The sequence below is a fragment of the Nocardia sp. genome (assembly GCF_025465275.1).
In the GTDB taxonomy this organism is placed as follows: domain Bacteria; phylum Actinomycetota; class Actinomycetes; order Mycobacteriales; family Mycobacteriaceae; genus Nocardia.
Window position 1 is genome coordinate 1 of the sequence record NZ_JAODNK010000227.1, and the last position, 25978, is coordinate 25978.

Consider the following 25978-nt stretch of genomic DNA (forward strand, 5'->3'; position numbering starts at 1 on the left):
CGAGGGAGCCGTCGTGTGCCGCTGTCGAATGAACAGTCGATCGGATCGAAACAGTAGGGGAGTTTGCGGTATCTGTGAAGAGCAGTTGCACCGAATTGTGCTGTCGCACAGATAGACCCGCAGCTCATTACCCCTATCCCACAGTGTGTGATTGTCGCCGCCATCGTCTCCGCCGAATCGCTGCGCCCACACCGCGCGCCGACTAGGCTGCCCCCGTGTCGGCCGGGCGACCACCGCGCATCCAGGTGACCGGCCGCTCCCGTGCCGGTAAATCCACCGTGCGAAATGCGTTGTCGCTCATATCCGCCGAAGAAACAGCACCCATCGACGTTCCAGGGCAACCGGACCCGGTCCTGGACGGCGACCTCATCATCTACGTCCTCCCCGGCGCCCTCGACACCGCAGACTGCCGCATCCTCGCCACCCTGCCTCCGGACCGCACCCTTGTGGTCCTGAACAAGGCCGACGCCATCGGCACCCGCTGGTCCGACGCCGCCCTGGCCGCCGACCGCCACACCGCAGCCCTCGGCTTCCTGACCCTCCCCGCGGTCGCATCCCTCGCCGTACACACCCGCGCAGGCACTTTCACCGAACCCGACCTGCGCACCCTGCACCGCCACCGCACCCGATCCGACCCCGCCTTCACCCTCACCCCCGACCTGTTCACCGACCCATCGATCGCCGAGGACACCTCCGCCCGCCGCACCCTCCTCGCCCGCTGGGACCTCTACGGCATCACCTGCGCCCTGACAGCCCTCCGCCACAACCCCGCGCTCCAACCCCAGCCCCTCCTCCAAGTCCTCCACTCCGCCAGCGGCATAGACCCCATCCACCACGAACTCCACCGCCGCTACGAACAAGCCGCCGCTCGCCTAGCTCGCGAATCCGCCTCCCACCAAGCCGATCCCGCCCCCGACAACGAATAACCGGTGTTGGAACGCCAGCCCGCTCACACCCCGGTCGATTTCGACCTACCCGGCCGCGCCGAACTGCCCGGGCGAAATGCGGTGCCTCCCTGCGGATTGGATCTGCCGCCGGTCGAGCGGATGCCGCCGCCCTCGATCGCAGTGCACAGGTCGCCGCCGCCCACTCCGGAACCTCTTGTGGAACCGCGGCAAGCACCGAAGCTCCCCGAGGTCGCGGAAGCGGTGGTGATGCGTTGGAATCCCCATGGATTGGCGCTGCTGCTGGCAGTGCAGAGCGACACGCTTGCGCCGCCGGCGGCGTCGGTGGCCTTGATCGGTGGCGACGAGACGAATTCGGTATTGCTGCGCGCAGAACTGGCTCGGTTCGTGCCGCGGATCGAGCTACTCGCGACCGGGGAGCGACCGGTGCCGGTGGCCTGTGTCCTCTTGGAAGCGGGTGCGCCGATCGGGCGGGAGGGGCTGGGTGCGGTCCAGCGGTTGCGGGCAGACGGGACCCGGATTGTGTTCGCTTTGGACGGGTTCCACGCGCATTGTGAGTGGCGCGAGGTGCTGGAGCGGGATGCCTTGCTCCTATCGGCAGGGGATCCCGTCGAAATAGTGCCCGTTTCCGCACGTATGGAGAGCGCGGCCCGCGTGAGTGGGGATGCGGCGCTGGCGGATCGGTCGGGTGTGGGGTTGTTGCATGCGCGTCTGGTGGCAAGCGCGGGTGCCGGGCCGTCGGCGGATCAAGCCGCAATCGTGCGGGAGAAGGTGCTGGCAGAAACGCGGCGGCGCATCGGAGTCGAGCTACAGAAGTTGCGGAGTGGCGGGGATGTCGCTGTTTTGCGGGCCGAGCGGGCGACGCTGCTGGCGGTGAATGACGGTGGGCGCGGGGCTGTCACGGGGATGCTTCGGAATCGGCTGCATTTGGCCCGGGTGGATCTGCTGCATGAGGTGGGGGTGCGGATTCGGGCGTTGAATGCGGTGGCGCGGGCGGATATCGAGCGGTTGCCGCGTAGCGGGCAGCGGGGATTTCCGCAGGGTTTACAGAATTCGGTGGAAAAGATCACACGGGAAATCGATCGTGCGATCTATCAGCGCCTCGCCGAATTGGATGAGCTGGTCGAGAAGGCCGTTCGCGCATCGGAACTGACGGCTGCTGCTGGAAACAGCGGGTCGGCGCCCGGCGCAGGTGTATCGGCGCAGGTCGGGGCGTCGTGCTCCTGGGCGGACCGGCGGCCGCGGGTGGGTCCGGAGCCCGAACCGCGGTGCGGGGGTGTCGAAGATCATCTGATGATCGCCTTGGGGGCCTCGGCAGGGTTCGGGTTGGGGCGGCTGGTGGTGCTGCCGCTGGCGCTCTGGGAGGCGGTGGATTACGCGCTGGCGCCGGTCAGTCTGCTGCTCGGAGCGGCTGCGGCGGGGTGGGTGGTGCGGGCGCGGCGGCAGCTCGCTGATCGCGCTCATTTACGGCAGTGGGTGGCGGATGCCCTGGTCAACGTGAAGGCGCAGTTGGAGCAGCGGGTGGCGACGGCACTGGTGGAGGCGGAGGAGCGGCTCACCGATCATGTGGTGCGGATCGCGACCGCGCATCTGGTCGAAACAGACCGTCGGGTAGGGGAATTGGAGGCGCAATTGCGGCAGGCGGCGCAACGGCGACCTGCGCTTCTGACGGCATGCGAACGTGACCTTGGCGCACTCGAATTCGCATAGTCGCAGGTTGGAGGTTTCGACCCGGTACCGACTGGACAACCCGATTCCATACGCCGGGATATATGGCGTTAACCTCTATGGCAGGAACCTGGGCGTCCGCTTGGTCCTTGTACGCCGTCCAGCCGGGACGTGCTATCGGCAAGACTGGTGGGTGCCTTGCCGCAATTGGTGGCACTCGGTGTCGCGAGCACCCCGGGCCACCCATCTCAGGAGAGTTGTTTCATGACCTCAGCGACCATTCCTGGTCTACACGATGGCACCGCGCCCACCGAGCACAAGGAACTGCTTGCCTGGGTACAGGAGGTCGCAGAACTCACCCAGCCAGACCGCGTGGTCTGGTCGGATGGTTCCGAGGCGGAGGCGGTGCGGCTCTCCGAGCAGCTCGTCGCCACGGGCACCTTCAAGAAGCTGAACGAGGCGAAGAAGCCGAACTCGTACCTCGCTCTCTCCGATCCCTCCGACGTCGCCCGCGTCGAATCTCGCACCTATATCTGTTCGCGCAACGAAGCAGACGCCGGCCCGACCAACAACTGGGTCGACCCCGCCGAGATGCGCGCCACCATGACCGAGCTGTACCGCGGCTCGATGAAGGGCCGCACCATGTACGTGGTGCCCTTCTGCATGGGCCCGCTCGGCGCCGAGGACCCCAAGCTGGGGGTGGAGCTCACCGACTCCGAGTACGTCGTGGTGTCGATGCGCGTCATGACCCGCGCCGGTACCGCCGCGCTGGAGAAGCTCGGCACCGACAAGCCCTTCGTGAAGGCGCTGCACTCGGTCGGCGCCCCGCTCGCCGAGGGCCAGGCCGATGTGCCGTGGCCGTGCAACGACACCAAGTACATCACCCACTTCCCCGAGGACCGTGAGATCTGGTCCTACGGTTCGGGTTACGGCGGCAATGCGCTGCTGGGCAAGAAGTGCTACTCGCTGCGCATCGCCTCCGCGATGGCGCACGACGAGGGCTGGCTGGCCGAGCACATGCTGATCCTCAAGCTGATCTCGCCGGAGAACAAGGCGTACTACATCGCCGCGGCCTTCCCGTCGGCCTGTGGCAAGACCAACCTGGCGATGCTGCAGCCGACCATCCCGGGCTGGCGCGCCGAGACCCTCGGTGACGACATCGCGTGGATGCGCTTCGGCGCGGACGGTCAGCTGTACGCCGTCAACCCGGAGTTCGGTTTCTTCGGCGTCGCGCCGGGCACCAACCACAGCTCCAACCCGAACGCGATGGCCACCATCGACGCCGGCAATACCGTCTACACCAATGTCGCGCTCACCGATGACGGCGATGTGTGGTGGGAGGGCCTGGAGGGCTCGCCCGATCACCTCATCGACTGGAAGGGCAACGACTGGTACGAGCGGGAGTCGGAGACGCTTGCCGCGCACCCGAACTCGCGCTACTGCACCCCGATGTCGCAGTGCCCCACCCTCGCCCCCGAATGGGACGACCCGCAGGGCGTGCCGATCTCGGCCATCCTCTTCGGCGGTCGCCGCAAGACCACCGTCCCGCTGGTGACCGAGTCCTTCGACTGGCAGCACGGCGTGTTCATGGGCGCGACGCTCTCCTCCGAGCAGACCGCCGCCGCCGAGGGCAAGGTCGGCACCGTCCGCCGCGACCCGATGGCCATGATCCCGTTCATGGGCTACCACGTTGGTGACTACCTGAACCACTGGATCAATATCGGCAAGAACGCCGACGCGAACAAGCTGCCGAAGATCTTCTACGTCAACTGGTTCCGTCGTGGCGCGGACGGCCGCTTCCTGTGGCCCGGATTCGGCGAGAACTCCCGCGTGCTGGAGTGGATCGTCGGCCGCATCGAGGGCAGCTCGGAGGCCGAGCCCACCCCGATCGGCAATGTCCCCACCGCCGCGCACCTCGACCTCGAGGGCCTGAACGTGGTCGCCGCCGATGTCGACGAGGCGCTGCTGGTCAACGCCGAAGAGTGGAAGAAGGAAATCCCACTCATCGAAGAGTGGTTCGAATTCATCGGCGACAAGCTGCCCTCGGGCATCCGCGACGAGTTCGAGGCCCTCAAGGAGCGCCTGGGCTAGTCCGCCTCCCCCGAACTTTGGCGCACGGCTGAGTGCCGTGCGCCGTCGGGGACGCGTGGTGCGGTTGGGAGTCGAGCCGATTTCGGGGGCACCCCCGGAGTTACCCGGATCCTTGCGAGATCAGTTGTCGCGTTGGCGATAAGCACCGCAGATTCTGAAACGGCCCGTCCACACCACGACTTGGTGCGGACGGGCCGTTTCGTATCCCAAAGTGGCAAGCGCAACCACGCCGGCAGTTCCTGGTGATCTTGGTTTTTCCGCTACATGCCCATGGGCATGAGGACAGACTTCTGTTCGCAGTAGGCGTCGAGGCCCTCGGGGCCGTTTTCGCGGCCGATTCCCGAGGTTTTGTAGCCACCGAACGGGGCGCAGGGGTCGAAGGCGTACCAGTTGATGGCGTAGGTGCCGGTGCGGACTCGGGACGCGATGGACGCACCGTGTTCGATATCGGTGGTCCAGACCGAGCCGGCGAGGCCGTAGTCGCTGTCGTTGGCGATGGCGACCGCTTCCTCTTCGGTGTCGTAGGGGAGGACCGACAGGACGGGGCCGAAGATTTCTTCGCGGGCGATGGTCATGGTGTTTGCGACATCTGCGAAGACGGTGGGTTCGACGTAGTAGCCGGGGAGGTCGGCGGGGCGGGTGCCGCCGAACAGCAGGCGTGCGCCTTCGGCCTGTCCCTTGGCGATGTAGCCTTCGACGCGTTCACGCTGCTGCTTCGAGATCAGCGGGCCGAGTTGGGCATTCGGGTCGCTGGGGAGGCCCAGCGGGAGGGCGCGCACGGATTCGGCCAGGGCGTCCAGGATTTCGTCGTAGCGGCTGCGCGGGGCCAGAATGCGGGTTTGGGCCACGCAGGCCTGGCCGGTGTTCATCAGGCCGGCGAAGGCCAGCTTGGGCATATCGGCGATATCCATGTCCGGCAACAGGATTGCGGCGGATTTGCCGCCCAGTTCCAGCGAACAGCGCTTGAGCTGACCGCCGGCAATAGCCGCGATCTTGCGACCGACGGCGGTACTGCCGGTGAAGGTCACCTTGTCCACACCGGGATGCGAGATGAGGTATTCGGACACCTCGGCATCGGCGGGCAGCACCGAGAGCACGCCCTCGGGGAGCCCGGCCTCGGCGAACAGATCGGCGACCAGATTCGCGGCCAGCGGTGTCAGCGGCGCGGGCTTGAGCACCACGGTGCAGCCGGCCAGCAGTGCGGGCGCGAGCTTGTTGATGGCCAGGAACAGCGGCACATTCCAGGCGATGACCGCCGCGACGACGCCGATCGGCTCGCGCGAGACGCGACTGGTGCCGAACATGCCGGTGCGGGTTTCGTTCCAGGGGAAGGCTTTTCCGAGTCCGGCATAGAAGTCGAGGGTGGCTTTGGCGGGGAAGTAATTGAGGGTGGTGGCTGCCAGGGCCGGGGCGCCCATCTCGGCGGACAACGCCGCGGCGAAATCGCCGGCCCTCTGATCGAGCAGCTGGGAGGCGCGGGCGAGGACTTCGGCGCGCTCCTCGGGCGGGGTGCTCGGCCAGGACCCGTGGTCGAAGGCCTGCCGGGCCGCGGCGACGGCGGCGTCGACGTCCGCGCGGGTGGGGTTGGGGACGCTGCCGACGGTTTCGAGGGTGGCCGGGGATACGACGGGGATGGTCTCGGTGCCGGCGGGTGCGGTCCAGCGGCCGCCGATGAACAGACTCTGGTACTCCATGAGAACACGTTACAGTTTTGCTCCGCATTGTCCGGAAGATTGTCTGGACTACCGTCCCGCTGAGCGGGACGAAACTGAAATTCGACTCTTCGGTCTATTCGTCGGCGCGTGAACTCGTTCCTGAATCGCGGTTCGCAATTCGGTTTGCCTATTGGTGTCCTATGCTCTGCATGGCTCCGCTTCGCCGCCCATTCTGGTCGGTTGCTCTAAATTAGCTGCTGCTATTCTTGTTGCCGCGCCATCTCTCGTTTTCCGCTCTCGGCCGGCTGCTGCTCGACGCGCACTGGGTTCACTACGTGCTGGGTTCAAGACGTCCTGGGTTCCATAGGTGAGAGGTAGGCGAACGGTATGACCGCTGTGGACATCGACGCTTTCATTTTTCCCGAGTTCACCGAAAGCCCTGTGGTGCCCGCGAGTACGCCGATGCAGCGGGCTGCCAACCAGTTGCAGCGGGTGTTGCCGCCGGGCTGGCAGGTGGAGGTCGTCGAAAGTACGCGCGGTGCGGCGCGCAAGGGTCAGCCGGTGCTGCGATTGGTCGCCGCCGACCTCTGAGTGGTGCCGGAGGGCAAGGCGCGCAACTACTTCCGCATACCTCAGGCTAACTCCCGGCATATCGGAAAATCGAATCCCAACCTGTCGGTTCGCTTTTCGTGAAACGCACTATTGCATTCGGCACCTGTAGCGAGCATGCTTTATAGCTATCGCAGATAGCTCGCTCGATACATGAACCGTTACCGCACAGGGGAGTCCGAGTCATGGCGGTGCAAGTGGTCGACAGATCGTTGATGACAAGTGATCTCACCCCTCATCAGGCGAAAAGCGTTGGCGTCGGTGGCTGGGTGGTGTCATTCCTGCCGGGCCGCACGCTCACCACCGAGCAGGCTGCCGCCGCATTGCAGGCCGCCGAAGCTGTTGCCGCCGTGAATGAGCTGGCCGGTCGGGTCGGGCTCACCGCCATGGAGACTGTCGGGCTCGCAACCCAGGAGTCACCCTGGAGCGAACCGGAATGCACGGGCGGATTACGCAGAATCTGGCGCCGCGGCCGACTGCAGCGCTGAGTCCCGTTTGGTCGCAATCACCACCAGGTTGCTGACCAGTAGTTCACGCACCGCCGGGACGTGCACCACCCACCACGCCCACCGTGGGTGATAGCGCGGGAAAACGGCCAGCACCTGCACGTCTTCCGGTGTCTGCCGCGCCCAGCGCAGTCCCGCGGCCGCGCTTACCGCGAACAATGAGGTGCCGAATCGATTCTTCGGGTCCCGCCCGAGCTTCCGCTTGTATCGACGTGCCGCGAACTCCCCGCCCAGATAGTGCCACGGCCCGGTTTCGTGCCCGCCGAACGGGCCGAACCACACGGTGTACGAAAAGACCATCAGCCCACCGGGTTTGATGACGCGCAGCATTTCCTCGGCCATCACCCACGGCTGCGGTACATGTTCGGCCACATTCGAAGAAATGCAGACATCTACGGCATTGTCGCGAAATGGCAGCGCCATTCCCGACCCGCGCACCGCACCGGCCACCCGCAACCCCGCCGCATGCATCTCCGACGGATCCGGTTCCACCGGCAGATACCGCGCCCCCGCGCGGTCGAATTCGTCCGCGAAATAGCCGGGCCCGCCGCCCACGTCCAGCACAATGGTGCCGCGCAGCGAGTGCCCCGTCAGATCCCGATAGAAATCGGCCACCAGATCGGCCGTATCGGTGGCCACACCGCCGTAGAACAGCCCGGGATCGGTCTGTTCGAACCGGAAACTCCCCAGTAGCCGTAGCGAGCGCCGCAGCGTGGCCCGACGGGCGAAACGCGGTCTTCCGGCACTGCCCTGTTTGGCTCGAAGCACGCCGAGCAGTTTTGCATAGTGACACCTGACCCACCTCGCTCGCCCAAACCTCGCACCCCGACACGCGGACACAGTCCCCGGAACCGTCCCACCCGCAGGCTGCCGGATGCCCACCCGCGTGCGCTCTACTGTGGTTCGGATGTCCAGGTCACCAGCCTGATCCTGGTCGTCGAGGCTGGGGCCGGTCGGCAGTGGCCGCGGAAGCGATTCAGTCGCACCCGATGAATGCCGTATGGGGGTGTGCAGGCCGTAGCGAATTGCGATTCGTGGCGGTGGCGCGCCGGACGCCCGGCGGTCGGTACAAAATCGGGTGACCGGTGCTGGGTCAGGGAGAGGGGTCTCGCTATATGGTGGAGCGCATTGTTCGCTGTCCCCTGAAAATGACCCTGGAGATCTTCCCGTGCGTGAAGTGCTGCTGCTGTGCTGGCGCGACACCGGGCATCCGCAGGGCGGGGGAAGTGAGCGGTATCTGGAGCAGGTGGGGGCGCAGCTGGCGGCTCGGGGCGTGAAGGTGACGCTGCGGACTGCGCGGTATGCGGGGGCGGCTCGGCGGGAACATGTCGAGGGGATCGATATCAGTCGCGGCGGCGGGCGGTACACCGTGTATCCGCGGGCGCTGGCCGCGATCGCTCTGGGCCGGCTTGGAGTCGGGCCTTTGCGTGGGGTGCGGCCGGATGCGGTGATCGACACCCAGAACGGGATTCCCTTCTTCGCGCAGGCCGCGGCGGCCGCGCCGACGGTGGTGCTGGTGCATCACGGGCATCGGGAGCAGTGGCCGGTCGCGGGACGGCTGGTCGGGCGCATCGGCTGGTGGATCGAGTCCCGGCTGTCGCCACGTGTACATCGGGGCAATCAGTACCTGACGGTGTCCCTGCCGTCGGCGGAAGAATTGACCGCGCTGGGCGTCGAGGGAACTCGAATTGCGGTGGTGCGCAATGGCGCCGAGGCCGTGCCCGCGCAGGTCACCGCCGGAGACGACAGCACCCGCACCGCGCATCCGAGCATTGTGGTGCTGTCGCGGCTGGTGCCGCACAAGCAGATCGAAGACGCCATGGCCGTCGTCGCGGGGTTGCGCGGGCGCATTCCCGGACTGCACCTCGATGTGATCGGCGGCGGCTGGTGGGCCGGCAATCTCCGCACACACGCCGATGAGCTGGGCATAACCGACGCTGTCACCTTCCACGGGCACGTCGATGAGCACCGCAAACACGAACTGCTGGCCCGAGCCTGGGTGCATGTGCTGCCCTCGCGCAAGGAGGGCTGGGGCCTGGCGGTGATCGAGGCGGCGCAGCACGGCGTGCCGACGGTCGGCTACCGCAGCTCCCGCGGGCTCACCGATTCCATCGTGGACGGCGTGACCGGAGTGCTCGTGGATGATGCGGCGCAGCTGACCGAGGCCGTGGGCGATCTGCTCGGCAATGCCGAAGCCCGGACGGTGCTGGGGGAGAAGGCGCGGGCCCGGGCTCGCGAATTCTCTTGGGAGCAAACCGGAAACGGGGTGTTCGAGGTGCTGTCGGCAGTCGCGCGCGGTGAGCGGATGTCGGGGCTCGTCGCCGGAAGCGCGGTCCTTCAGCCATAGCAAGGCCCTACTACGAGTCGTAGTCTCGTAGTATGTGGATTATTCCCATAATCGCGTTGGTCAGCATTGTTATCGTCGCTGTCGGATTCGCCCGGGGCTTCCCGAAAGACTGACCATATGTGCTGCCGCGGAAAGGATTCCGCCGCAGAGCAAGGCGGCCCACAGTAGATGCGCCGCCCCGGCTATGCGCCGCGAGGAAGCCGACGCATCGTGATCCGCAATGTTGCCGGGCACCTGATACAGCTGTAGATCCGCGTCGCTGTAGATCGAGTTCAGCTCGGCCAGTGTGGTTTTCGATTCGCCCAGCGGACCGGGTGTGCCGCGCTCGACCAGCACCCACCCCACACCGAGATCGGCCAGCTCGCGGGCCGATCCACCGCGCAGCAGCAATTGCTCGACCGTATGCGCCCGTACGCCTTCCCCGGAAACCGTCGCACCGTGCACCGGAAGTTCGCCCGTCTGCAACACATCTCGCGGCAGCAGGCGCGGCGCCGGATCCAAAACCGGTGCGGTACCCGAATATCGGAACTTCCGGAACATCCCGGCGGGCAGCACCGCCACATCCCCGGGCGCCTCGACCATTCCGGCTACCCGCTCCCACCCACTCGGATACTGCACCGGCCGCAGCGCCCCACCCACACCCCACGCCAGGTCCGGCAGTGCCACCAGCATCAGCACAATGAAAACTGCCGCAATCCCGCCTCGAGCACGCGCCGCCGAAATCCGTTCGGCCACTACCTGACACCCTGCCGCAGCACACAACGCGAACGCGGGCACAGCCAGCCCCGCGAACTTCTGCGTATCCCGCAGCAGCCCCGCTCCCGGCACCTTCGTGACCAGGAACTCCCCCGCCGAAAGTCCCCACCCGGTCGCCCCGAGCGCCGGCAGCACCACGGCCGCCACCGCCACCGCCAGCAGCACCCGCCGCGTATGCAGGCGGGCGGCCGCTGAGTAGTCCGCGCCGGTATTCGCCGCCGCAATCCGAGCGGCACTGGACGTACCTGTGTACAAACCATTTTCGCGCTCGCGGTCAATCACGAAGTCGCGGTTTCCGAAGACTGCCCGCACGCCGGTTGCGACCAGCCCCAGCAGCAGTAGCGTGCCGATCGCCGCGAAAAATGTTGTGCGGGAGTCAGGCACAGCGGTGCTGTTCCAAATCCCTCCCAACCCCGCCACGCTGCCGAGGGTCCCGAGCCAAGGTTCCGCTCGCGCCGCAAACGCAGCCACACCCGCCGGATCCGACGGCTCGGCCCCCGTCCCCGCAAGCGCGGTAGCCGCCAGCCAGGGCGCAGACGCCGCAACCCAAAGCCCTACCGCACCAGCCAAATTCCGCCGCCCGACCAGAAGCAACGCCACACACCCGGCCAACAGTGAACCGGTCGGCGTCAATCCCGCCGCCGCCATCCACCCCCCGAGCGCCGCCCACGTCAGCCACCGGCGAGAAGAGAGACCTGCGCGGAGCCGTGCGGCATCCGAGGCAGCGGATCGTGGGACGGCCGACGAGTCTGCGTCGGCAAATCCAGTGACGGCGGGCGCATCTGCCACTGCGGTCGGCGTGACTGCGGGAAGTTCTGCGTCGGTTGCTCCTGCGGCAGAGGGTGATTCGGTGACAGTACGCGAGCCTGCTGCCACGGCCGGTGCGGTTACGACCGCAGCGGGGTTGCGGAGGCGGGTGGCCAGGAGGGCGACCCAGGGGAGGGCGGCGTAGCCGGTGAGGAGGCTCCAGTGGCCTTGCAGCAGGCGCTCGGCGACATACGGGTTCCAGATGGCGAGCGTGGCGGCCACCAGTTGGGGTCCGGTGGAGACTCGGAGCAGATCACGGGCGAGGGTGGCTGCGCCCCAGCCGGCGAGCCACAGTGCCGCCAGCAGAATGACTTTGACGATCAGGCCACCGTCGACGAACGGGGACAGCGTCGCGATGAGCGCGTCCTGCGGGACGGCGCGCGGTGCCGCATCGCCGAGGCCCAGCGCCGAATCGGTGAGGTACGAGCGCGGGGTGCTGACAGCATCACGCAGCAGCAGATATCCCCCGCCCAGTAGCGGCCCGAGCACCAGCAGCGCCAGCACCAGGCTGTACCCGGCGGGCACCAGCCCGGCCCACTGCCGCTTCCTGCCCTGCACACTCACACCGGCACCCTATGCGCCGCTCGCGTCGAAACCTGGGACGCTCGAATCCCTTTCGCCCGCTTCCCGTGCGGTGCGCAGCGCGAGGATCGTAATGACGAGGGTCGTGACCGCGGATGCGGCCGTCGCGACCATGATCAGGCCGGAGACCGAATGCGTGCAGGTCAGCATGACAGTCACGCCGACGGCCAGACCCAGCCAGGTGATGGCGGCCGGTGCCGTCCGATCGGCCGCGATGGCGGACAACAGCGCGCCCTGCAGCACCGCAAGCAGTGCACCGTTCAGCGCGAACAACCACAGCAGACCCTGCACCGGCGCATAGTCGTGCCCGGCGAGCATTGGCGCGAGTGGCGCCGCCACCGCCGCACCCGCCACCGCCACCGCTCCGACCCCCACCAGCACCGCCAGCGCCGACCGCACGGCGCGGGCGGAATGCTGTGGCTGCGCCATCCGCGGATACAGCACCACTCCCACCGCCTGCGGCAGCCAGAATGCGATCTTCGCGGCAATAGCTCCCAGCGCATACCGCCCAGCATCGGTCTCGCTGAGCACGATTCGCGAAACAATCAAATCCGCAGACGACAGAGCCATCAACGCCGCCTGCACCTGCACCGCCCGGAACACCGGGCTCACCCCATCCGCATACCCCCGCACCCGCCGCGCGAGATCCACCCCGCCGCGAGCCACAGCCCGATCGAGCAGAGCTGGGCCACCGTCGAGACCCGCCGCGCCGGTAGCTGCCGCACCCTCGAGTGCGGGCGAGCCGGAGACCGCTGCAGCGTCGAGAACCGGCGAGCCGGAGGTTGTCGCAGCGTTGAGAATCGGTGTGCCGGAGGGTGCGCCACCATTGCGGCCGACCGTGGAGTCACCTCCGAGATCCGCAGTCCGCGTCTCGGTCGTGTCCGTCACCCGGCGGGCACCGAGTGCCGCGACAGCGATTCCGGCCGCAGCGGCCCACAGTGCGGCGGTCGTGCCCCCGCCGACCGCGAGCACCACCAGCGTCGGCGTCACCCGCGCCATTCCGGCCCCGCCGAGCACAATGGCCAACTCGCGGAATCGGCTGCGCCCCTGCACTATCCCCTGCTCGCCGGAGAGCAGCACCAGCACCGGAGCAGCGCACAGCGCGGCAGCCGAGGCCGTGAAGCTCACCGACAGCACCGCACTCACCACCGGAACCAGCGGCACGGCCACCACCGCGACCAGTCCCGCACACCGCAGCGCCAGCCGCCGAGCCGCCGCCACACTTGCCCCGCGCACGATCTCGCGAGCCACCACGTTCTGCAAGGCCAAGGCTGGTACCGCACACAACAGCTGCACCGCGAGCAAACTCGCGAACGGGCTATACCCCGTAACCCCCAGCCACCGACTAGCCAGCAACTGCAGCAGATACCCCGCCACATTCGCCGTCATAGCCCCCGCCGTCACCAACGTCAGGTCCGCGACCACGGGTAGACGACGTACAACGGACACGCCCGCAATGCTCCCACCCCCACCCCACCGCCTCCCTACCACCCCATTCCCCACCCCACCCCGCCCCAAAACCCCGCCCCGCCGATCCCGCGACACTGCCCCCACCCCCGCCGAAACCCACCCTCCGACAACAGCACAGCCCGCGCCCGTGCCGCACACACCTGGTAATGACTGTGCGGTTTGGACCCGGGCTGTGCCGTCGTCCGGCAACAGCACAGCCCGGGTCTCGACCACAGCCGGGGTCCGCGCTGCCCACGACTGGGTTGGGCATGGTCGTGCGCCACGCCGGCCGCGCCGTGTTCGAATTCGGCTTCGAAATTCGACGGCACAGCCCGCGTCCGTGCCGCACACACCTGGTAATGACTGTGTGGTTTGAACGCGGGCTGTGCCGTTGTTCGGCAACAGCGCAGCCCGGGTCTCGACCACAGCCGGGGTCCGCGCTGCCCACGACTGGTCGTGCGCCACGGCGGCCGCGCCGTGTTCGAATTCGACGGCACAGCCCGCGTCGGTGCTGCGCACACCTAGTAGTGGCTGTGCGGCTTGGACGCGGGCTGTGCTGTCGGCTGGAAGCGGCGGCGGCGGAAGGTCGGGGGGTGACGCGGTTTGGCCGGGAACGGGAGCGGCCCCGCACCTTTCAGGTGCGGGGCCGCTGGGGACGGAATCCGATCAGGGGTTCTTGTCCATGTCGATCTGCTGGGTTTTGCCGATGTCGATCTGCTGGGTGGGGGCGTCGGCGAAATTGTCGGGCCGGCCCTGCGGGGGGCTCGAGGGGAATGTGGCGCCGGGGGCCGGACCGCCGGGGGCGGGGGAGACGCGGCGGACGGGGGTGCCGCCGTTGCCGTTGCCGTTGCCGCCGAGCAGGCCGATGACCAGGCCGGCGATCAGGGCGATGGCGCCGAGGATGCCGAAGACGATCGGCAGGGTGCGGCCGTAGAGCGACAGCTTGTCGATATTCGTCTTGGCCACGGAGATCTGCGATTCGATGGTGTTCTCATCGAACATCAGGGTCGCGTTGAGGACGGTGACCTCGGGCTTGGCGGCGTCGCGGGCGTAGAACTGGTGGATCTGCTCGCCGCCCTTGATGACCGTGCCGGTCTTCGGCTCCACCCACACGTCACGAGTGTTGGTGTAGTACCGGGTCATGGTGACGGGGGTTTCGCCACCTTCGACGCCCCACTTGTCGGCGGGCAGCGCCAGCTTGTTGGTGGGGGTGTTGACGACGGTGGAGAGATCGGTGACGGGGATGGTCTGCTGGAAGTGGTAGACCTTCATGTCATTGATCTCGGTCTCTTCGACGAAATTGATGTCGAAGGTCTTGCGCACGTTGATGTCGAAGTACGGGTACGACTTCTTGTCGGTGCCGATCGGGAAGCGGTACTGCAGTCCGGTGTGCTGCACCGGCTCCATGACTGCCGCACCCTTCTTGTCGACGGTCGCGGCGACGGAGCCGTTGGGTCCGCCGTCCACCGCATCGACGGGCATGCCGTTCTTGCGGTCGATGGTGACGCGGTCGATGGTGGCGGTCAGCAGGCCGGTGTCGCCCTGCTTATCGGTGCGCCGCAGGGTCTGACCGGCCTGAATGGTCATTTCCGAGGCGTTCGCCGGATCTTCGATGGTGAGAAAGCGCTGTGAGAACAGCGGAACGTTGGTGTCGACCTTGGCCGAACCGGTCGGTGCGGTCAGCGACTTCGAGTCGAGGACCTCGCTGGGGGCTCCTGGGACGTTGGTCGCGACGGTCGTGATCTCCAGGTCAAGCGGGGTTTTCGCGAGACGGCTCACCGTGTAGGTGGGGATCATGATCGCGGCGACGAGCAGCAATGCACCCAGCCCCACGAGCAGGCAGGCCACCGTCCTTCTGGTACCGGCACTCAGTGCCATGCAGGTTCTCCTCGTCGTCGAACAGGTCATTCCGATTAGTACTGTGGTCGCCGCACAGCACTCGTGAGCCCCGACACTAACAGTCCAGGGCCCGGAAGAGTCTCGCCGAGGCGGGAAAATATCGCGAAACGGCCGGAAGTCAAACACGGGGTGATCACACATCCATGCGACAAGGCAAACTGGACACGATGACAGCGACTCTGCACCCGCCCTCCGAACCGGTTCCGCCGGTCCGGGCGGCCGCCTCACCCGAGGCGAGTGCGGACCTCGATGCCCGATCCGTCCGCCGCCCCGGCGTTTTCGTGCCCGCGCTGGAAGGCATGCGCGCGCTCGCGGCCCTCGGCGTCATGCTCACTCACGTGGCGTTCCAAACCGGCGCGGCCGGCTATCCGGTGATCGGCCGGGTGCTCGAGCGATTCGATATGGCTGTCGCCGTTTTCTTCGTGCTCTCCGGATTCCTGCTGTGGCGTCCGCATGCCGCGGCGGCCCGCGGGCTCGGCGCTTCGCCTCCGGCCGGTCGATATCTACTGCATCGAGCTGCCCGCATCCTGCCCGCCTACTGGGTTGTGGTGTGCACGGTGCTGATTCTGCTGCCGAACGCGGCGCATACCGCGGGACTGCGAGTGTGGCTGTCCAACCTCGCATTGACGCAGGTCTTCGTGCCCTACACCCTCACCGACGGGCTCACTCAGATGTGGAGTCTGTCGGTCGAGGTGGCCTTCTATGTAGTGCTGCCGCTGCTGGCCTTCGCCATGGTGTGGTTGCGCGGGGCGCGAGCGCGGTGGCGGGTGCCCGCGGTGCTCGGGCTGGCCTTCGTATTCCTCGGCTGGAATTTCATACCCGTCCCGACGCCGGAGGCCATTCACGCGGACAATTGGCTGCCGGGATATCTGCCGTGGTTCGCCATGGGAATGCTGCTGGCCGAACTCACCGATCTCGAGGCGCCGCGCTGGCGGCGGATCGCCGGTAATCGCTGGCTGATGTGGCCGCTGGCGGTGGCCGCCATGCTGCTGGCCGCGACCGATCTGGGTGGTCCGGACGGGCTGAAGCACGGCGCACCCTGGCAGTACGTCATGAAGACGGTGCTGGGCGCGGTCATCGGATTCAGCCTGCTGGCGCCGCTGGTGCTGCGGCCCGATATCCGGCATCGATGGCTGGAGAGCCGCACCGCCGCCACCCTCGGCCGCTGGTCGTACGGAATCTTCATCTGGCACCTGGCCGTGCTGTCGATCGTCTTCCCGGTCTTCGGCATCATTCCGTTCCGCGGGCATTTCGTGCTGGTCTATGTGCTGACCCTGGCGTTCACCCTGCCCCTGGCCGCCGCCAGTTTCGCACTCGTCGAGGAGCCGGTGCGGCAGTGGATGCGCCGCCGCGTCGGCTGAACTCAGTCGCGGCGCGACGGCAGCGCGGAAAGACCCAGGGCGACAATCGCTACGAGTGCTGGGAACTGCACCCACAGCGATGCGCCCATGTAGCCCTCGGGTGAACGCCACGGACCGGTGGAGAGCGCGGCAGCGGAAATCGCTGTTCCCGCAAAGGCAATCACGACGAGTACGCGCGACCAATCGCGCGGGCGGAAGTAGGCCGCGATCAATCCCAGTGCGGTGAGCACGATTCCGGTCGGACCGGCGATCAGCCCCGCCGCGGCAGCCAGCGCAACCGAGCCCACGGTGCGACTACGCCACGTCCGCGGTGCGGGACCGTCCTCGCGGACCGGCGTGCGGGCGCTCCGGAAAGCCAGTACCACAAGGGGAATCAGCAGCAGCAATCCGCCGAAGATGGCGACCCGGTACCACCGGTCGGCCGGGAATTCGATGGTGAACGGCCCCTTGGTGCCCGGCGGAACCAGCCACGCCTGCTGCCACCCGTCGATCACCACCGGCTTCAAATCGTGCCCGTCGGCTGTCACCGCCCGCCAGCCGACATTGGTGCTCAGGGGCAGGACCAGCAGCTGGGTCCCTGCCGGTGCACGCACCCGTGACGGTGCGGGACCCGCTGTGCCGCCTGACGGTGCGGGACCCGCCACGCCGCCTGACGGTGCGGATCCATCGGCGGCGGGCGAATCTGCCTGGGGCGCGGGGCTTCCGGGAGCTGCTGGCCCGGCGGCAGGCGCCTGGTCCGCGGTGAGCACTGTCCGGTCCAGGCGCAGTTCGTCGACGCTGAACAGGTCGGTCGGGGCCACGGTTACGTCGATTCGGCCGGTGGGCAGATCGAATGTGGTTGCGGTGCCATTCGATTCGCCGTTCAGGGCGATAGTTCCGCCGTTCGGACCGGAAAATCCGCCGTTCGGACGATTGGAGTCGCCGTTCGGATTGGTGGTGTCGCCGTTCGGAACGTGATTGTCGTGCGGCGCGGTGCTGCCGTCGGCGGATGTGGTGCTGTCGGCGGCGCAGACCTTGGCGGGAATCGGTGCACCGGAGCGTAATTCGGCTGCGGTGCCGGTGATTGTGGTGTGCAGCAGGCGGCCGGCGGCGGCGAGGGTCGGGCCGTGCTCGCAATCGATGGTGATGAGGCGGTCGGGTGCTGCGGGGGCCGGGTAGTCGGGGCCGAGGACGGTCACTTCGGCCAGGCCGGGGGGTTGTTCCTGTGCGAAACCCAGTGCGGTCTGGTCGAGTACGGGGTCCCACGACTGGATGCTGAGTTCGATGCGGTCGGTGACGTGCGGGTGCAGGTCGATGCGGGTCGGCACGCCCGAGGCGGGATCGACGGTGCGGACCTGCGGTCCGTCGCCGAGATTCACCGAGAGGGCGGTCGGGTGGGCGGGCAGATCACCCAGGGCGGGCGCAACTTCCAGACCCGTCACCAAGGTCGGCTCGGGCAGTTCGATGGTGAGTGTGGGTTTGCCGCCGGTCTTCTCGCGGACCGTGGTTTCCGGTGCGGTCCAACTGGTGCGCGGATCGCCGTCAGTGGCGGCGAGCGCGGAGCCGCGCGGGTCGCCGACATCGGCCTGGCCGCTTGCGGCGGGGCGGTCGTGGTCGGTGAGCAGGTTTTCCAGGGCCGGTCCGGGCCGCGCGCGGACGAGCAGATCCGGTGTCACAGTGACGGGTTGCGGCACATTCAGGGTGCGCTCGAACAGGCCCGGTTCCTCGGCGGACAGCGCCAAAGACTTACTGCAGCGCACCCGGTCGGGGGAGTCGAAACAGGAACTGCGGCCGGGGAATTCCTGGCCGAGGTCCCAGCCCTGCACCTGTGTACCGGCCGGTGCGGGCGGCAGGACGGTGCGATGCCGGATATTCAAGGTGACAGGATTGTCGCGGTCGGCGTAGTCGTCGAGACTCAGGTCGCTGATGCCGAATTGCCCACCGCTGCTGCCGTTCTCGGTGCTAGCGGCGGTGATCTTGATCCAGTTGGTCTTGCCCGGGGGCAGTGCGACCGGTACCGAGACGCCGGGTTCGCTGATGCGCGCGGCGACGGTGCCCTTGGCGGTGGCCACCTCCAGCCACTTCACGGGACTGCCGATGGCGGCGCCGCTGGTGGTCACGTGCAATACGGCCGTGCTGATCGTCTTGTCCAGATCCAGTCGAAGCCATTGGCCCAGTGCATGTTCGGTGCCATTGCTGATCCAGGCCGTGGAGGGATCTCCGTCGACCACGGCGGCGGTGGAACTGCCGGGTGCCGCCCCGCCCAGCTGGGTGGCATCGGCCGCGGAACTGGAGACGGTGACGGTGGCGCCGGACCATTCGCCCTCCACCAGTGGTGCGCCGGGCACCGGATAGTCGGGCACCAGATTGTGGGTGCGCCGCGGATCTCCCGGCGCGCGCAATGCCGAATTGTGGTTGTCGACGCGCCCGAAATCAGTCTCCCGATCCATCGGTGTGTCGGTGATGGTGACCGCATCCATCGGCAGGCCGGCCTGCGCCGCATCGGCGGCCAGCAGCGTCGGACCGCTGGGCGTTGCGGGATTGCGCCGCAATCGTTCCAGTGCCTCGGGCCCGCCCTGCACCACCGGCACGCTGTCCAGCGGAACCGTGTACGCGCCCGGGAACGAACCGGGCGCGCCGACTCCACTGCGTAGCTCGGTCGGCGTGCCGGGCGCCTTGCCCGCGACGCGGTAGATCTCGATGGCCGGATAGCTGGGCCGCAGATCCGCGTCCGCGACCAGACCGTCCACATGCCCGGTCTCGACCGGATCGCCGAATTCCGCGATCTTGGTCAGTCCCGGTGAGCCTTCGATGGCGCGGTGCGCGAGCATGGGCCGGGTGGAACGTGAGGTCTCCGGGTCGAGATCATTGCGCAGCACCAGGATTCCGATGCCCTGATCGGTCAGGGTCGCCGCCAGCCCCGCCGAGGGCCGCCCGTCGGCAATGAGCCGCTGCACCGAATCCATGGCCCGAATCGCGCCGGGCGGGTTGAGCGGCACCGAATCTCGCACTGCCCAGGGCGTACTCGCCAGGGCCTGGAGCGGTTCGTCGCGTGTCAGGCCCCATATCTGACTGGCGAAGGGCGCCCCCGGCACCACCAGCGCCCGGGTGTCGGAGGCATTGTGCGCCAGCCAATCCGCCGTCTGCTGCCAGTAGCTCGGCACCTTCTCGTACGCGCCGCTGGGTGCCAGTTTCCCGGTCCAGGCCAGTGACGTCGACAGTGCCAGCGCCGTCAGAATCAGCGCGCCGACCGCCACCATCCGATCGCGTTCGGGATGCGCGAAGGCCCTGCGCCACACCGGCATCGGCACCGAAGCGGGCAGCGGCACCCGGCTCAGCAGATGCGCCAGCCCGAGCACAAGTGGCAGCCGGATGAGCGGTTCCAGCTTGTGCACATTCCGCAGTGGCGCGCCGCCGGAGTCGAGGAAGGTCCGCACCTGCTCCGCGAACGGCCCACCCAGATCCCCGGCATAACCGGCGCAGATACCCACCAGTCCCACACACAGAATCAGTACGAGCCGCCCCCGGCTGGGCATGGACCGCATGGCCAGCCCCGCGATCCCCGCGGCCGCCAGCAGCCCGGTGGCCAGCACCGCGGCAGGCTGCGTCACCAGCACCGCACCGGCGATCCGCTCCGGCGAAACGAACGGCGTCCAACTGTCGGTCCCGCGCAGCACCTCCCCGAGCGACGCCCACTGCGTAGTCACCCCGGACGATTCGATGAAGTCCAAAAACGGCGGACTCACCTTGCCCAGCAACAGCAATGGCACCACCCACCAGAAAGTGGCCAGCACCAACATCGGAATCCACACCCGCGTAAACCGCCACCAAGCCCGATTGGGCCGATACGACACCCACCACAGCGCCGCAGGCAAAAACGCCGCCGCCGTAGCCACCGCATTCACAGACCCCATGAGCGCCAACGCCATTGCGCTCCCAGCGGGAGTGGCAGCCCCCCGCAACCCCTGACTCCCGCCGGACAGGAACTTGCGCCACCACCGCAGAGCCCGACCACCACTGAGTGCAAGGACATCCGCACCGGAATCGCGGGTCGGCACCCCGTTCGCGTCGGCCGCAGTCAGCTTCCGCGCTGACTGGGCCAGGTCGCCCGGCGCTGAGCCGCTTTCGGGGGCTACTGACCGGTCGGCGGCGTCGGTGCTATCCAGGTCGTGGCGACGGGTCGGCAGGCTGGGCGGAGCCTCCGCGCCGGGTTTCCAGCTGCTGATGCTGTGCCACATCCGGCGAACCCCCGCAGCGAGGCCGCTTGGCGCTGAGCCGCTTTCGCGGGTCGTGGGGTCGTCGGCGCTGCCGTCAGCGGTGCGGCGGCGGGTTATTGCGGCTCCGAGAGCGGCCGGGGCGAGCAGTACCCAGGGGGCGAGCATCATCGGGAGGGTCTCGGAGGAGATGGAGCCGAGGGTGGTGAGGACGCGGGGGGAGAGGGCGAAGGCGGTGGCGGCGATGATGCGGGAGCCGCGGCTGCCGATGCCGAGGGCTTCGCAGAGGCGGATGATGCCCCAGAAGCCGGCGAGCAGCAGTAGCGCCCACCAGATGCGCTGGGTGACCCAGGCGGGCAGGCCGAGCAGGTGGCCGAGGGAGAAGAAGGCGCCGTGCGGGAAGAAGTATCCGTAGGCCTGGTTCTGCACCTGCCCCATCGGGGCCTGGCTGCTCCACAGGTGCGCGGCGCGGGTGAGGAAGCCGAGCGGATTCTGGGCCAGGTCGTATTTGGTGTCGGCGACGGTGCGGCCGGGAGCCTGCAGGAAGGTCAGCAGGAAGGCGGCGGCGACGGTGCCGAGCAGCCAGCGACGGCCCAGCGGTTCGATATTCGGCGACCGGTCTCCGAACGGACCGGTCGCGGCGGCAGGATCGGAGGTCAGCCGGTCAGCGCGCGCCGTAATCAACGTTGTTGAGCAGCGATGAGCCGGCGTCGCCGCTCCGGTCGATGTCCGGGCGCTTGTCCTGCGACGCAGCCATCGTGATGACCAGGACCGCAGCCAGCCCGATCAAGGCTCCGCCGGCAGCGCTCGCTACACCAGGAACGGCAAACTTCATCGCGGTACTCCCATACATCGACGCATGCGTAACTCGAGCAAACCTAGCAGGTGGGCTCTGTGTTTGGCCCTTCGCTTCGCTTCGGGCGGGTTCGCGGCCCTGCTAGCTCGGTCTTCCCTCCCTCCGCTCCTCCGCTTCGCTCCCCCGCTCCGCTCAGTCCAGACCGAGCCGGGCCGCGAACTTGTGGGTGGGGTGATGCTGGAGTGCTCGGGCCGGATCGGTTCGGGGCGTGAACCTATTTGTGGCCGATGCGGAACCGCGGCCGGTTGTTATTCCGGCACCGCGCACTGCAGGCCGTTGAGGAAGGTGCGCAGTTTGGCGGTGGTTTCGACCAGTTCGGTGTGCGGGTCGGAGGCTGCCACGATGCCGCCGCCGCCGAACGCGCGCAGCGAGCGGCCGTCGGCGGAGAGTTCGGCGCAGCGAATGGCGACCACCCATTCGCCGTCGCCATCGGAGTCGCACCAGCCGACCGCGCCGCCGTAGAAGCCGCGGTCGCCTTCGAGGTCGGCGATGGCGTCGAGCGCGAGATCGGTGGGGGTACCGCAGACGGCCGGGGTGGGGTGCAGCAGGACGGCCAGATCCAGGGCGGTGATCTCGGGGTCGCGCAGTTCCGCGGTGATGGGCGTCGCCAGATGCCACACCTCGGGCGTCTGCAGCAGTTCGGGCCCGTCGGGGATGTTCAGTACACTGCACACGGGCGCGAGCTGCTCCCGGATCCAGTCGATGACATAGGCGTGCTCATCGCGATTCTTGCTGCTGGCCAGCAGCTCTCGCGCCTGGGCGGCATCGGCCCCGGGGTCGGCCGACCGTGGCAGCGTGCCCGCCAGCGGGCGCAGGGTGACGGTGCGGCCGCGCCGTGCCACCAGCACTTCAGGCGTCGCGCCGAGCAGTGTCTCGCCGGGACGCCCGGCCGGAGTGAGGTCGACGGCGTAGATATTCGCGCGCGGATGCCGGGTGACCAGGTGGGCGGCGACCACCTCCGCCTCCAGCGGTGCATCGGCCTCGGCGAGCAGCGAGCGCGCCAGCACCACCTTGCGCAGCGGCTGCCGGGGATCGCTGAGCTGTTCGACGAGTTTCGCCACTCGTGCCACATGTTCTGCGGCACTGGGCAGTTCGGAGATGACCCGGACCGGAGGCAGCGTGGGCAGTGCCGCGGGCCGCCACGGCCCGGCGGTGTGGACGGCCTGCGCGGGTGCGCACAGTGCGGCCCGGCGGCGCGGATCGAAGGGCAGTGCGCCGACGATCAGCTCCACCTCACCAGCCCGCAGCGCCGCCGTCGCGGCACCCGCGTCGTCGAAGGCGATGCGGGTCCCGGTGGCGCGTACCACGCCGGCGGGCGTCGCGAGCAGAAATCCGTCCATGGTCTTTCGACCATAGTCCGCGGCGCCGGAGCCGAAACCGGAGAGCGACGCATATCTCAAACTCGCGGCTCGCGCATCCGCACACTGTCTGACCAGTGTTGTTGTGTGCTCACAGTTTTGGTTCGGGCTCGCGTCCCGGCGGCACCAGGAGCACCGGCCGATGGCAGTGTTTGAGCACCGCGTCGGCGACGCTGGAGTGCAGCAGCGCCCGGATTCCGGTAGCTCCGCGGGTGCCCGCCACAATGATGTCCACATCCAGCTCGTCGGCCACCTCGACAATGCCGTTCCAGATGGTGGTGGTGCATTCGACGGTCCGCGCCTCCGCATTGAGTCCGGCGAGCTCGGCCAGCCGCACGCCCTCGGAGTTGATGGTCCTGGCATCCACGAAGGCGATGTCCTCGATCTCGTCGTCGGACATCCACTCGGGCTGCATCACCCCCGACAGTCCGGAGAGCCGGGCGGCCTGGCGTGCCATGGGCTCCCAGGCGGTGAGCACCACGGCTCTGTCGGCGGCCAGGAAGCGGCCGGCGTATTCGACCGCGCGGCGCGCATTCTCGGACCCGTCGTAGGCGATCAGCATCAAATCGCAGGGCATGACAAACCTCCTGGTGGGAATGCCTGTCTCTACGGGGAGGCTACCCGCTAATTCTGCTCGTACACTGACTTGGCGACGCCGGGCACGTCGCGAGTACTCCACAGTTTGCGAACGATTCACCCAAATCGGTGGTGGGATGCACGGGCTCGGTTTTCACTGATAACCGACATCGCCGTCGTTGGAGCAGAGCCCGGACGAGGGGTGGATTGTGCGGTTGGACGAGCTGACGACCCCGCAGGAATGGGCGAGTGTGTATCGCTCCCTGTTCGGGTTGCCGCATGTGCACGTGACCACGCCCGGGTTCGTGGTACTCCCGCTGGTGGATACGATCGCGGCCCTCAATACCCCGGAACCGTTGGGCGCCTTGCTACTCGACGAATTGACACTGCGCGGCGTGCCCGGCCCGGTGCTGGTGCGCGACCGTCCGCCGCGCCGCACCTTCCTGGCGATGTTCGACGGTTACCCCTCCGAAGAATGGCTCGAACAATTGGAGCGCAACAGCGTGGATATCGGACCGCACCGCAGTAATGTCATCCTGCCCACGGGATTAGGCCGCCACACCCATGAGGGCCGCTGGTGGGCGCGCGCACCTGAACGCGATGAATCCCTACCGCTGCTATCGGAGGTATTGGACGCCGCCCGAGCGGTGCTGTGAGCTGCGGTGCCTGCCATCGAAGCCTTCGGTCATCATGAGGCCGATCCCCGCGCCCTGCTGTACTACGAGTGGTGTCAGCGCATCGAATCCGGTTATGCGGTAGCGGAGTTCGATGAGGAGGTGCACGATCTCGCGCAGTCGGACCGTCCGCTGGAAGCGGCGTGCTGGCGACTTCTCGACCGCATCGAATCCGCACCGCGACTGCCGGAGTGGCCCTATCTCGAATGGGCCGATCAACCCGCCGGCACTGATGCTGCCGACACCAATGACCGAGGCGCACTGCGTGATTCGGCAGCGCACATCCCGCTCGCCGATCTCGCCCACGCCGAACTGTTCGACCGAATTCACGGCGGCTGGCTGGGCCGCTGCGCCGTCGGCGCGCGGACCAAGCCACTGGACTACACCGTGCTGGGCCTGCACCTGATGGAGCAGTACGGCGTCGATTTCATGGCCGACGACGTCTGCGCCCTCTGGCTCGAACGCCTGCCCTTCCTGCAGACCTACACCGCCGAACGGGTCGCCTACCGCAATCTCATCGACGGTTTCGCCCCGCCGGACACCGCCACGTACCGAAATCCCTACCGCGAGTGGGCAGGTGCGCTCATGCGCGCCGATATCTACGGCTACACCAGCCCCGGTGCACCGACTCGCGCGGCCGCGCTGGCCGCGCGTGATGCCTCGGTATCGCACACCGGCAATGGATTGTGGGCCGCCATGTGGGCGGCGGCCCTGATCGCGGCGGCCTTCACCGCCGGCGATCCGGGGGAGGCGCTGGCCCGGGCCGGTGCGGTGATCCCCGCCGAATCCCGCCTCGCAGTGGAGCTTTCGCAGGTACTCGCGGACCACACGCAAGGGCGTACCTGGGAGCAGGCCGTAGACCGGATCCGCACCCGCGACGGCCATTACAACCCGTTCCACGCGATCGGGAACGCCTGCCTCATCACGGCCGGATTACTCTGGGGTGCAGGAGATTTCACCAGTACCGTCGAATTGACCGTGCAATCGGGCTGGGACGCCGACTCGAACGGCGCGACAGCGGGCTCGGTGGCTGGAATCTTGATCGGCGCTGCCCGCATCCCGGAGCAGTGGACCGCACCGCTGGGGGACACCCTGCGCAGCGCGGTGGCCGGTCACACCACCACCCTCATCTCCGAGCTGGCCACCCGCACCCTGCACCTGCTCCCGTGAATCCATGAAACCGTGAAACCGTGAAACCACAAGGGCGGTGCGCCGGTTCGGTCTGAACCGGCGCACCGCCCTCGGTCGGTAAGGAATCGCCCAGTCATTCCGGCGTGCTTTTGGCCGGAATCCACCCTGTACAGGCTGATGTCACCTGGGTGTGGATCGCGGCCAAAAGCGTGCCGGGATGACGAGACCGGGATGACCGGTGCTAGCGCTCCACGATGGCGACAACGCCCTGGCCGCCGGCGGCGCAGATGGAGACCAGCGCGCGGCCGCCACCCTTCTCGGCCAGCTGCTTGGCGGTGGCGGCGATGATGCGGCCACCGGTGGCGGCGAACGGGTGACCCGCCGCGAGCGAGGAGCCGTTCACGTTCAGCTTGCTGCGATCGATGGAACCCAGCGCGCCGTCCAGGCCCAGGCGCTCCTTGCAGTACTGGTCCGACTCCCAGCCCTGCAGGGTGGCGAGCACCACGGAGGCGAAGGCCTCGTGGATCTCGTAGTAGTCGAAGTCCTGCAGCGTCA

At 67.8% G+C, this 25978-nt stretch carries 18 protein-coding genes and 1 pseudogene; 9 read left to right on the plus strand and 10 right to left on the minus strand.

All coding sequences use genetic code 11. From position 1 onward, the window contains the following. Window positions 1-215: 215 nt before the first annotated feature. The 3 genes from JWN03_RS44005 (at window position 216) to JWN03_RS44015 (ending at window position 4664) form a co-directional block, all read left to right on the plus strand. Entirely contained in the window at window positions 216-926 is a 711-nt protein-coding gene (locus tag JWN03_RS44005) for a hypothetical protein (RefSeq protein ID WP_297628695.1), read from the plus strand. Between the two features lie 3 nt (window positions 927-929). Next, window positions 930-2615, plus strand: coding sequence for a hypothetical protein (locus JWN03_RS44010; protein ID WP_297628697.1), 1686 nt, complete (start codon window positions 930-932; stop codon window positions 2613-2615). Between the two features lie 222 nt (window positions 2616-2837). Then, window positions 2838-4664, plus strand: coding sequence for a phosphoenolpyruvate carboxykinase (GTP) (locus JWN03_RS44015; RefSeq protein WP_297628699.1), 1827 nt, complete (start codon window positions 2838-2840; stop codon window positions 4662-4664). A 260-nt stretch (window positions 4665-4924) separates the two neighbouring features. On the opposite strand, the gene JWN03_RS44020 is transcribed toward JWN03_RS44015, so the two are convergent. Beyond that, on the minus strand, window positions 4925-6358 hold the full coding sequence (locus tag JWN03_RS44020) for an aldehyde dehydrogenase (protein WP_297628701.1): 1434 nt from the start codon (window positions 6356-6358) through the stop codon (window positions 4925-4927). Between the two features lie 348 nt (window positions 6359-6706). Here JWN03_RS44020 and JWN03_RS44025 point away from each other — a divergent pair, with 348 nt between their 5' ends. Together JWN03_RS44025 and JWN03_RS44030 are read left to right on the plus strand one after the other, a co-directional pair. Next, complete coding sequence (locus tag JWN03_RS44025; RefSeq protein ID WP_297628703.1) at window positions 6707-6910, plus strand: hypothetical protein; 204 nt, start codon at window positions 6707-6709, stop codon at window positions 6908-6910. Window positions 6911-7143: 233 nt separating this feature from the next. Further along, the gene (locus tag JWN03_RS44030; RefSeq protein WP_441343175.1) at window positions 7144-7416 is read left to right on the plus strand and encodes a hypothetical protein; all 273 of its coding nucleotides are present in this window, start codon (window positions 7144-7146) and stop codon (window positions 7414-7416) included. Here the strand turns inward: JWN03_RS44030 and JWN03_RS44035 are convergent. Continuing rightward, on the minus strand, window positions 7378-8202 hold the full coding sequence (locus tag JWN03_RS44035; protein WP_297628707.1) for a class I SAM-dependent methyltransferase: 825 nt from the start codon (window positions 8200-8202) through the stop codon (window positions 7378-7380). The two genes, JWN03_RS44030 and JWN03_RS44035, sit on opposite strands and share 39 nt — an antisense overlap. A 400-nt stretch (window positions 8203-8602) precedes the next feature. Here JWN03_RS44035 and JWN03_RS44040 point away from each other — a divergent pair, with 400 nt between their 5' ends. Further along, a complete protein-coding gene (locus tag JWN03_RS44040; RefSeq protein WP_297628709.1) occupies window positions 8603-9781 on the plus strand; it encodes a glycosyltransferase family 4 protein in 1179 nt (392 codons plus the stop codon). A gap of 69 nt (window positions 9782-9850) precedes the next feature. Here JWN03_RS44040 and JWN03_RS44045 read toward each other — a convergent pair whose 3' ends face one another. From JWN03_RS44045 to JWN03_RS44055, 3 genes are all read right to left on the minus strand, one after another. Continuing rightward, a complete protein-coding gene (locus JWN03_RS44045) occupies window positions 9851-11902 on the minus strand; it encodes a hypothetical protein (RefSeq protein WP_441343176.1) in 2052 nt (683 codons plus the stop codon). Window positions 11903-11917: 15 nt separating this feature from the next. Continuing rightward, complete coding sequence (locus JWN03_RS44050; protein ID WP_297628713.1) at window positions 11918-13375, minus strand: polysaccharide biosynthesis protein; 1458 nt, start codon at window positions 13373-13375, stop codon at window positions 11918-11920. A gap of 666 nt (window positions 13376-14041) precedes the next feature. After that, window positions 14042-15253, minus strand: coding sequence for a DUF3068 domain-containing protein (locus JWN03_RS44055; RefSeq protein WP_297628714.1), 1212 nt, complete (start codon window positions 15251-15253; stop codon window positions 14042-14044). 188 nt (window positions 15254-15441) lie between these two features. Between JWN03_RS44055 and JWN03_RS44060 the strand changes: the two genes are divergently transcribed. Further along, the gene (locus JWN03_RS44060) at window positions 15442-16635 is read left to right on the plus strand and encodes an acyltransferase family protein (RefSeq protein WP_297628717.1); all 1194 of its coding nucleotides are present in this window, start codon (window positions 15442-15444) and stop codon (window positions 16633-16635) included. 2 nt (window positions 16636-16637) lie between these two features. On the opposite strand, the gene JWN03_RS44065 is transcribed toward JWN03_RS44060, so the two are convergent. The 4 genes from JWN03_RS44065 to JWN03_RS44080 form a co-directional block, all read right to left on the minus strand. Then, window positions 16638-21425 (minus strand): alpha-(1->3)-arabinofuranosyltransferase, encoded by a 4788-nt coding sequence (locus JWN03_RS44065; RefSeq protein ID WP_441343177.1) that lies wholly within the window; start codon window positions 21423-21425, stop codon window positions 16638-16640. Between the two features lie 67 nt (window positions 21426-21492). Then, the gene (locus JWN03_RS44070) at window positions 21493-21663 is read right to left on the minus strand and encodes a DUF2613 domain-containing protein (RefSeq protein WP_297628719.1); all 171 of its coding nucleotides are present in this window, start codon (window positions 21661-21663) and stop codon (window positions 21493-21495) included. A gap of 269 nt (window positions 21664-21932) precedes the next feature. Then, window positions 21933-23024 (minus strand): isochorismate synthase, encoded by a 1092-nt coding sequence (locus tag JWN03_RS44075; RefSeq protein WP_297628721.1) that lies wholly within the window; start codon window positions 23022-23024, stop codon window positions 21933-21935. 109 nt (window positions 23025-23133) lie between these two features. Further along, window positions 23134-23619, minus strand: a complete 486-nt coding sequence (locus JWN03_RS44080; RefSeq protein WP_297628723.1) for a universal stress protein — start codon at window positions 23617-23619, stop codon at window positions 23134-23136. Between the two features lie 214 nt (window positions 23620-23833). Here JWN03_RS44080 and JWN03_RS44085 point away from each other — a divergent pair, with 214 nt between their 5' ends. Continuing rightward, window positions 23834-24274, plus strand: a complete 441-nt coding sequence (locus JWN03_RS44085; RefSeq protein WP_297628725.1) for a hypothetical protein — start codon at window positions 23834-23836, stop codon at window positions 24272-24274. A 6-nt stretch (window positions 24275-24280) separates the two neighbouring features. Further along, the gene (locus tag JWN03_RS44090; protein ID WP_297628727.1) at window positions 24281-25462 is read left to right on the plus strand and encodes an ADP-ribosylglycohydrolase family protein; all 1182 of its coding nucleotides are present in this window, start codon (window positions 24281-24283) and stop codon (window positions 25460-25462) included. Between the two features lie 202 nt (window positions 25463-25664). Here the strand turns inward: JWN03_RS44090 and JWN03_RS44095 are convergent. Beyond that, a pseudogene (locus tag JWN03_RS44095) lies at window positions 25665-25978 on the minus strand (acetyl-CoA C-acetyltransferase); the annotation flags it as partial.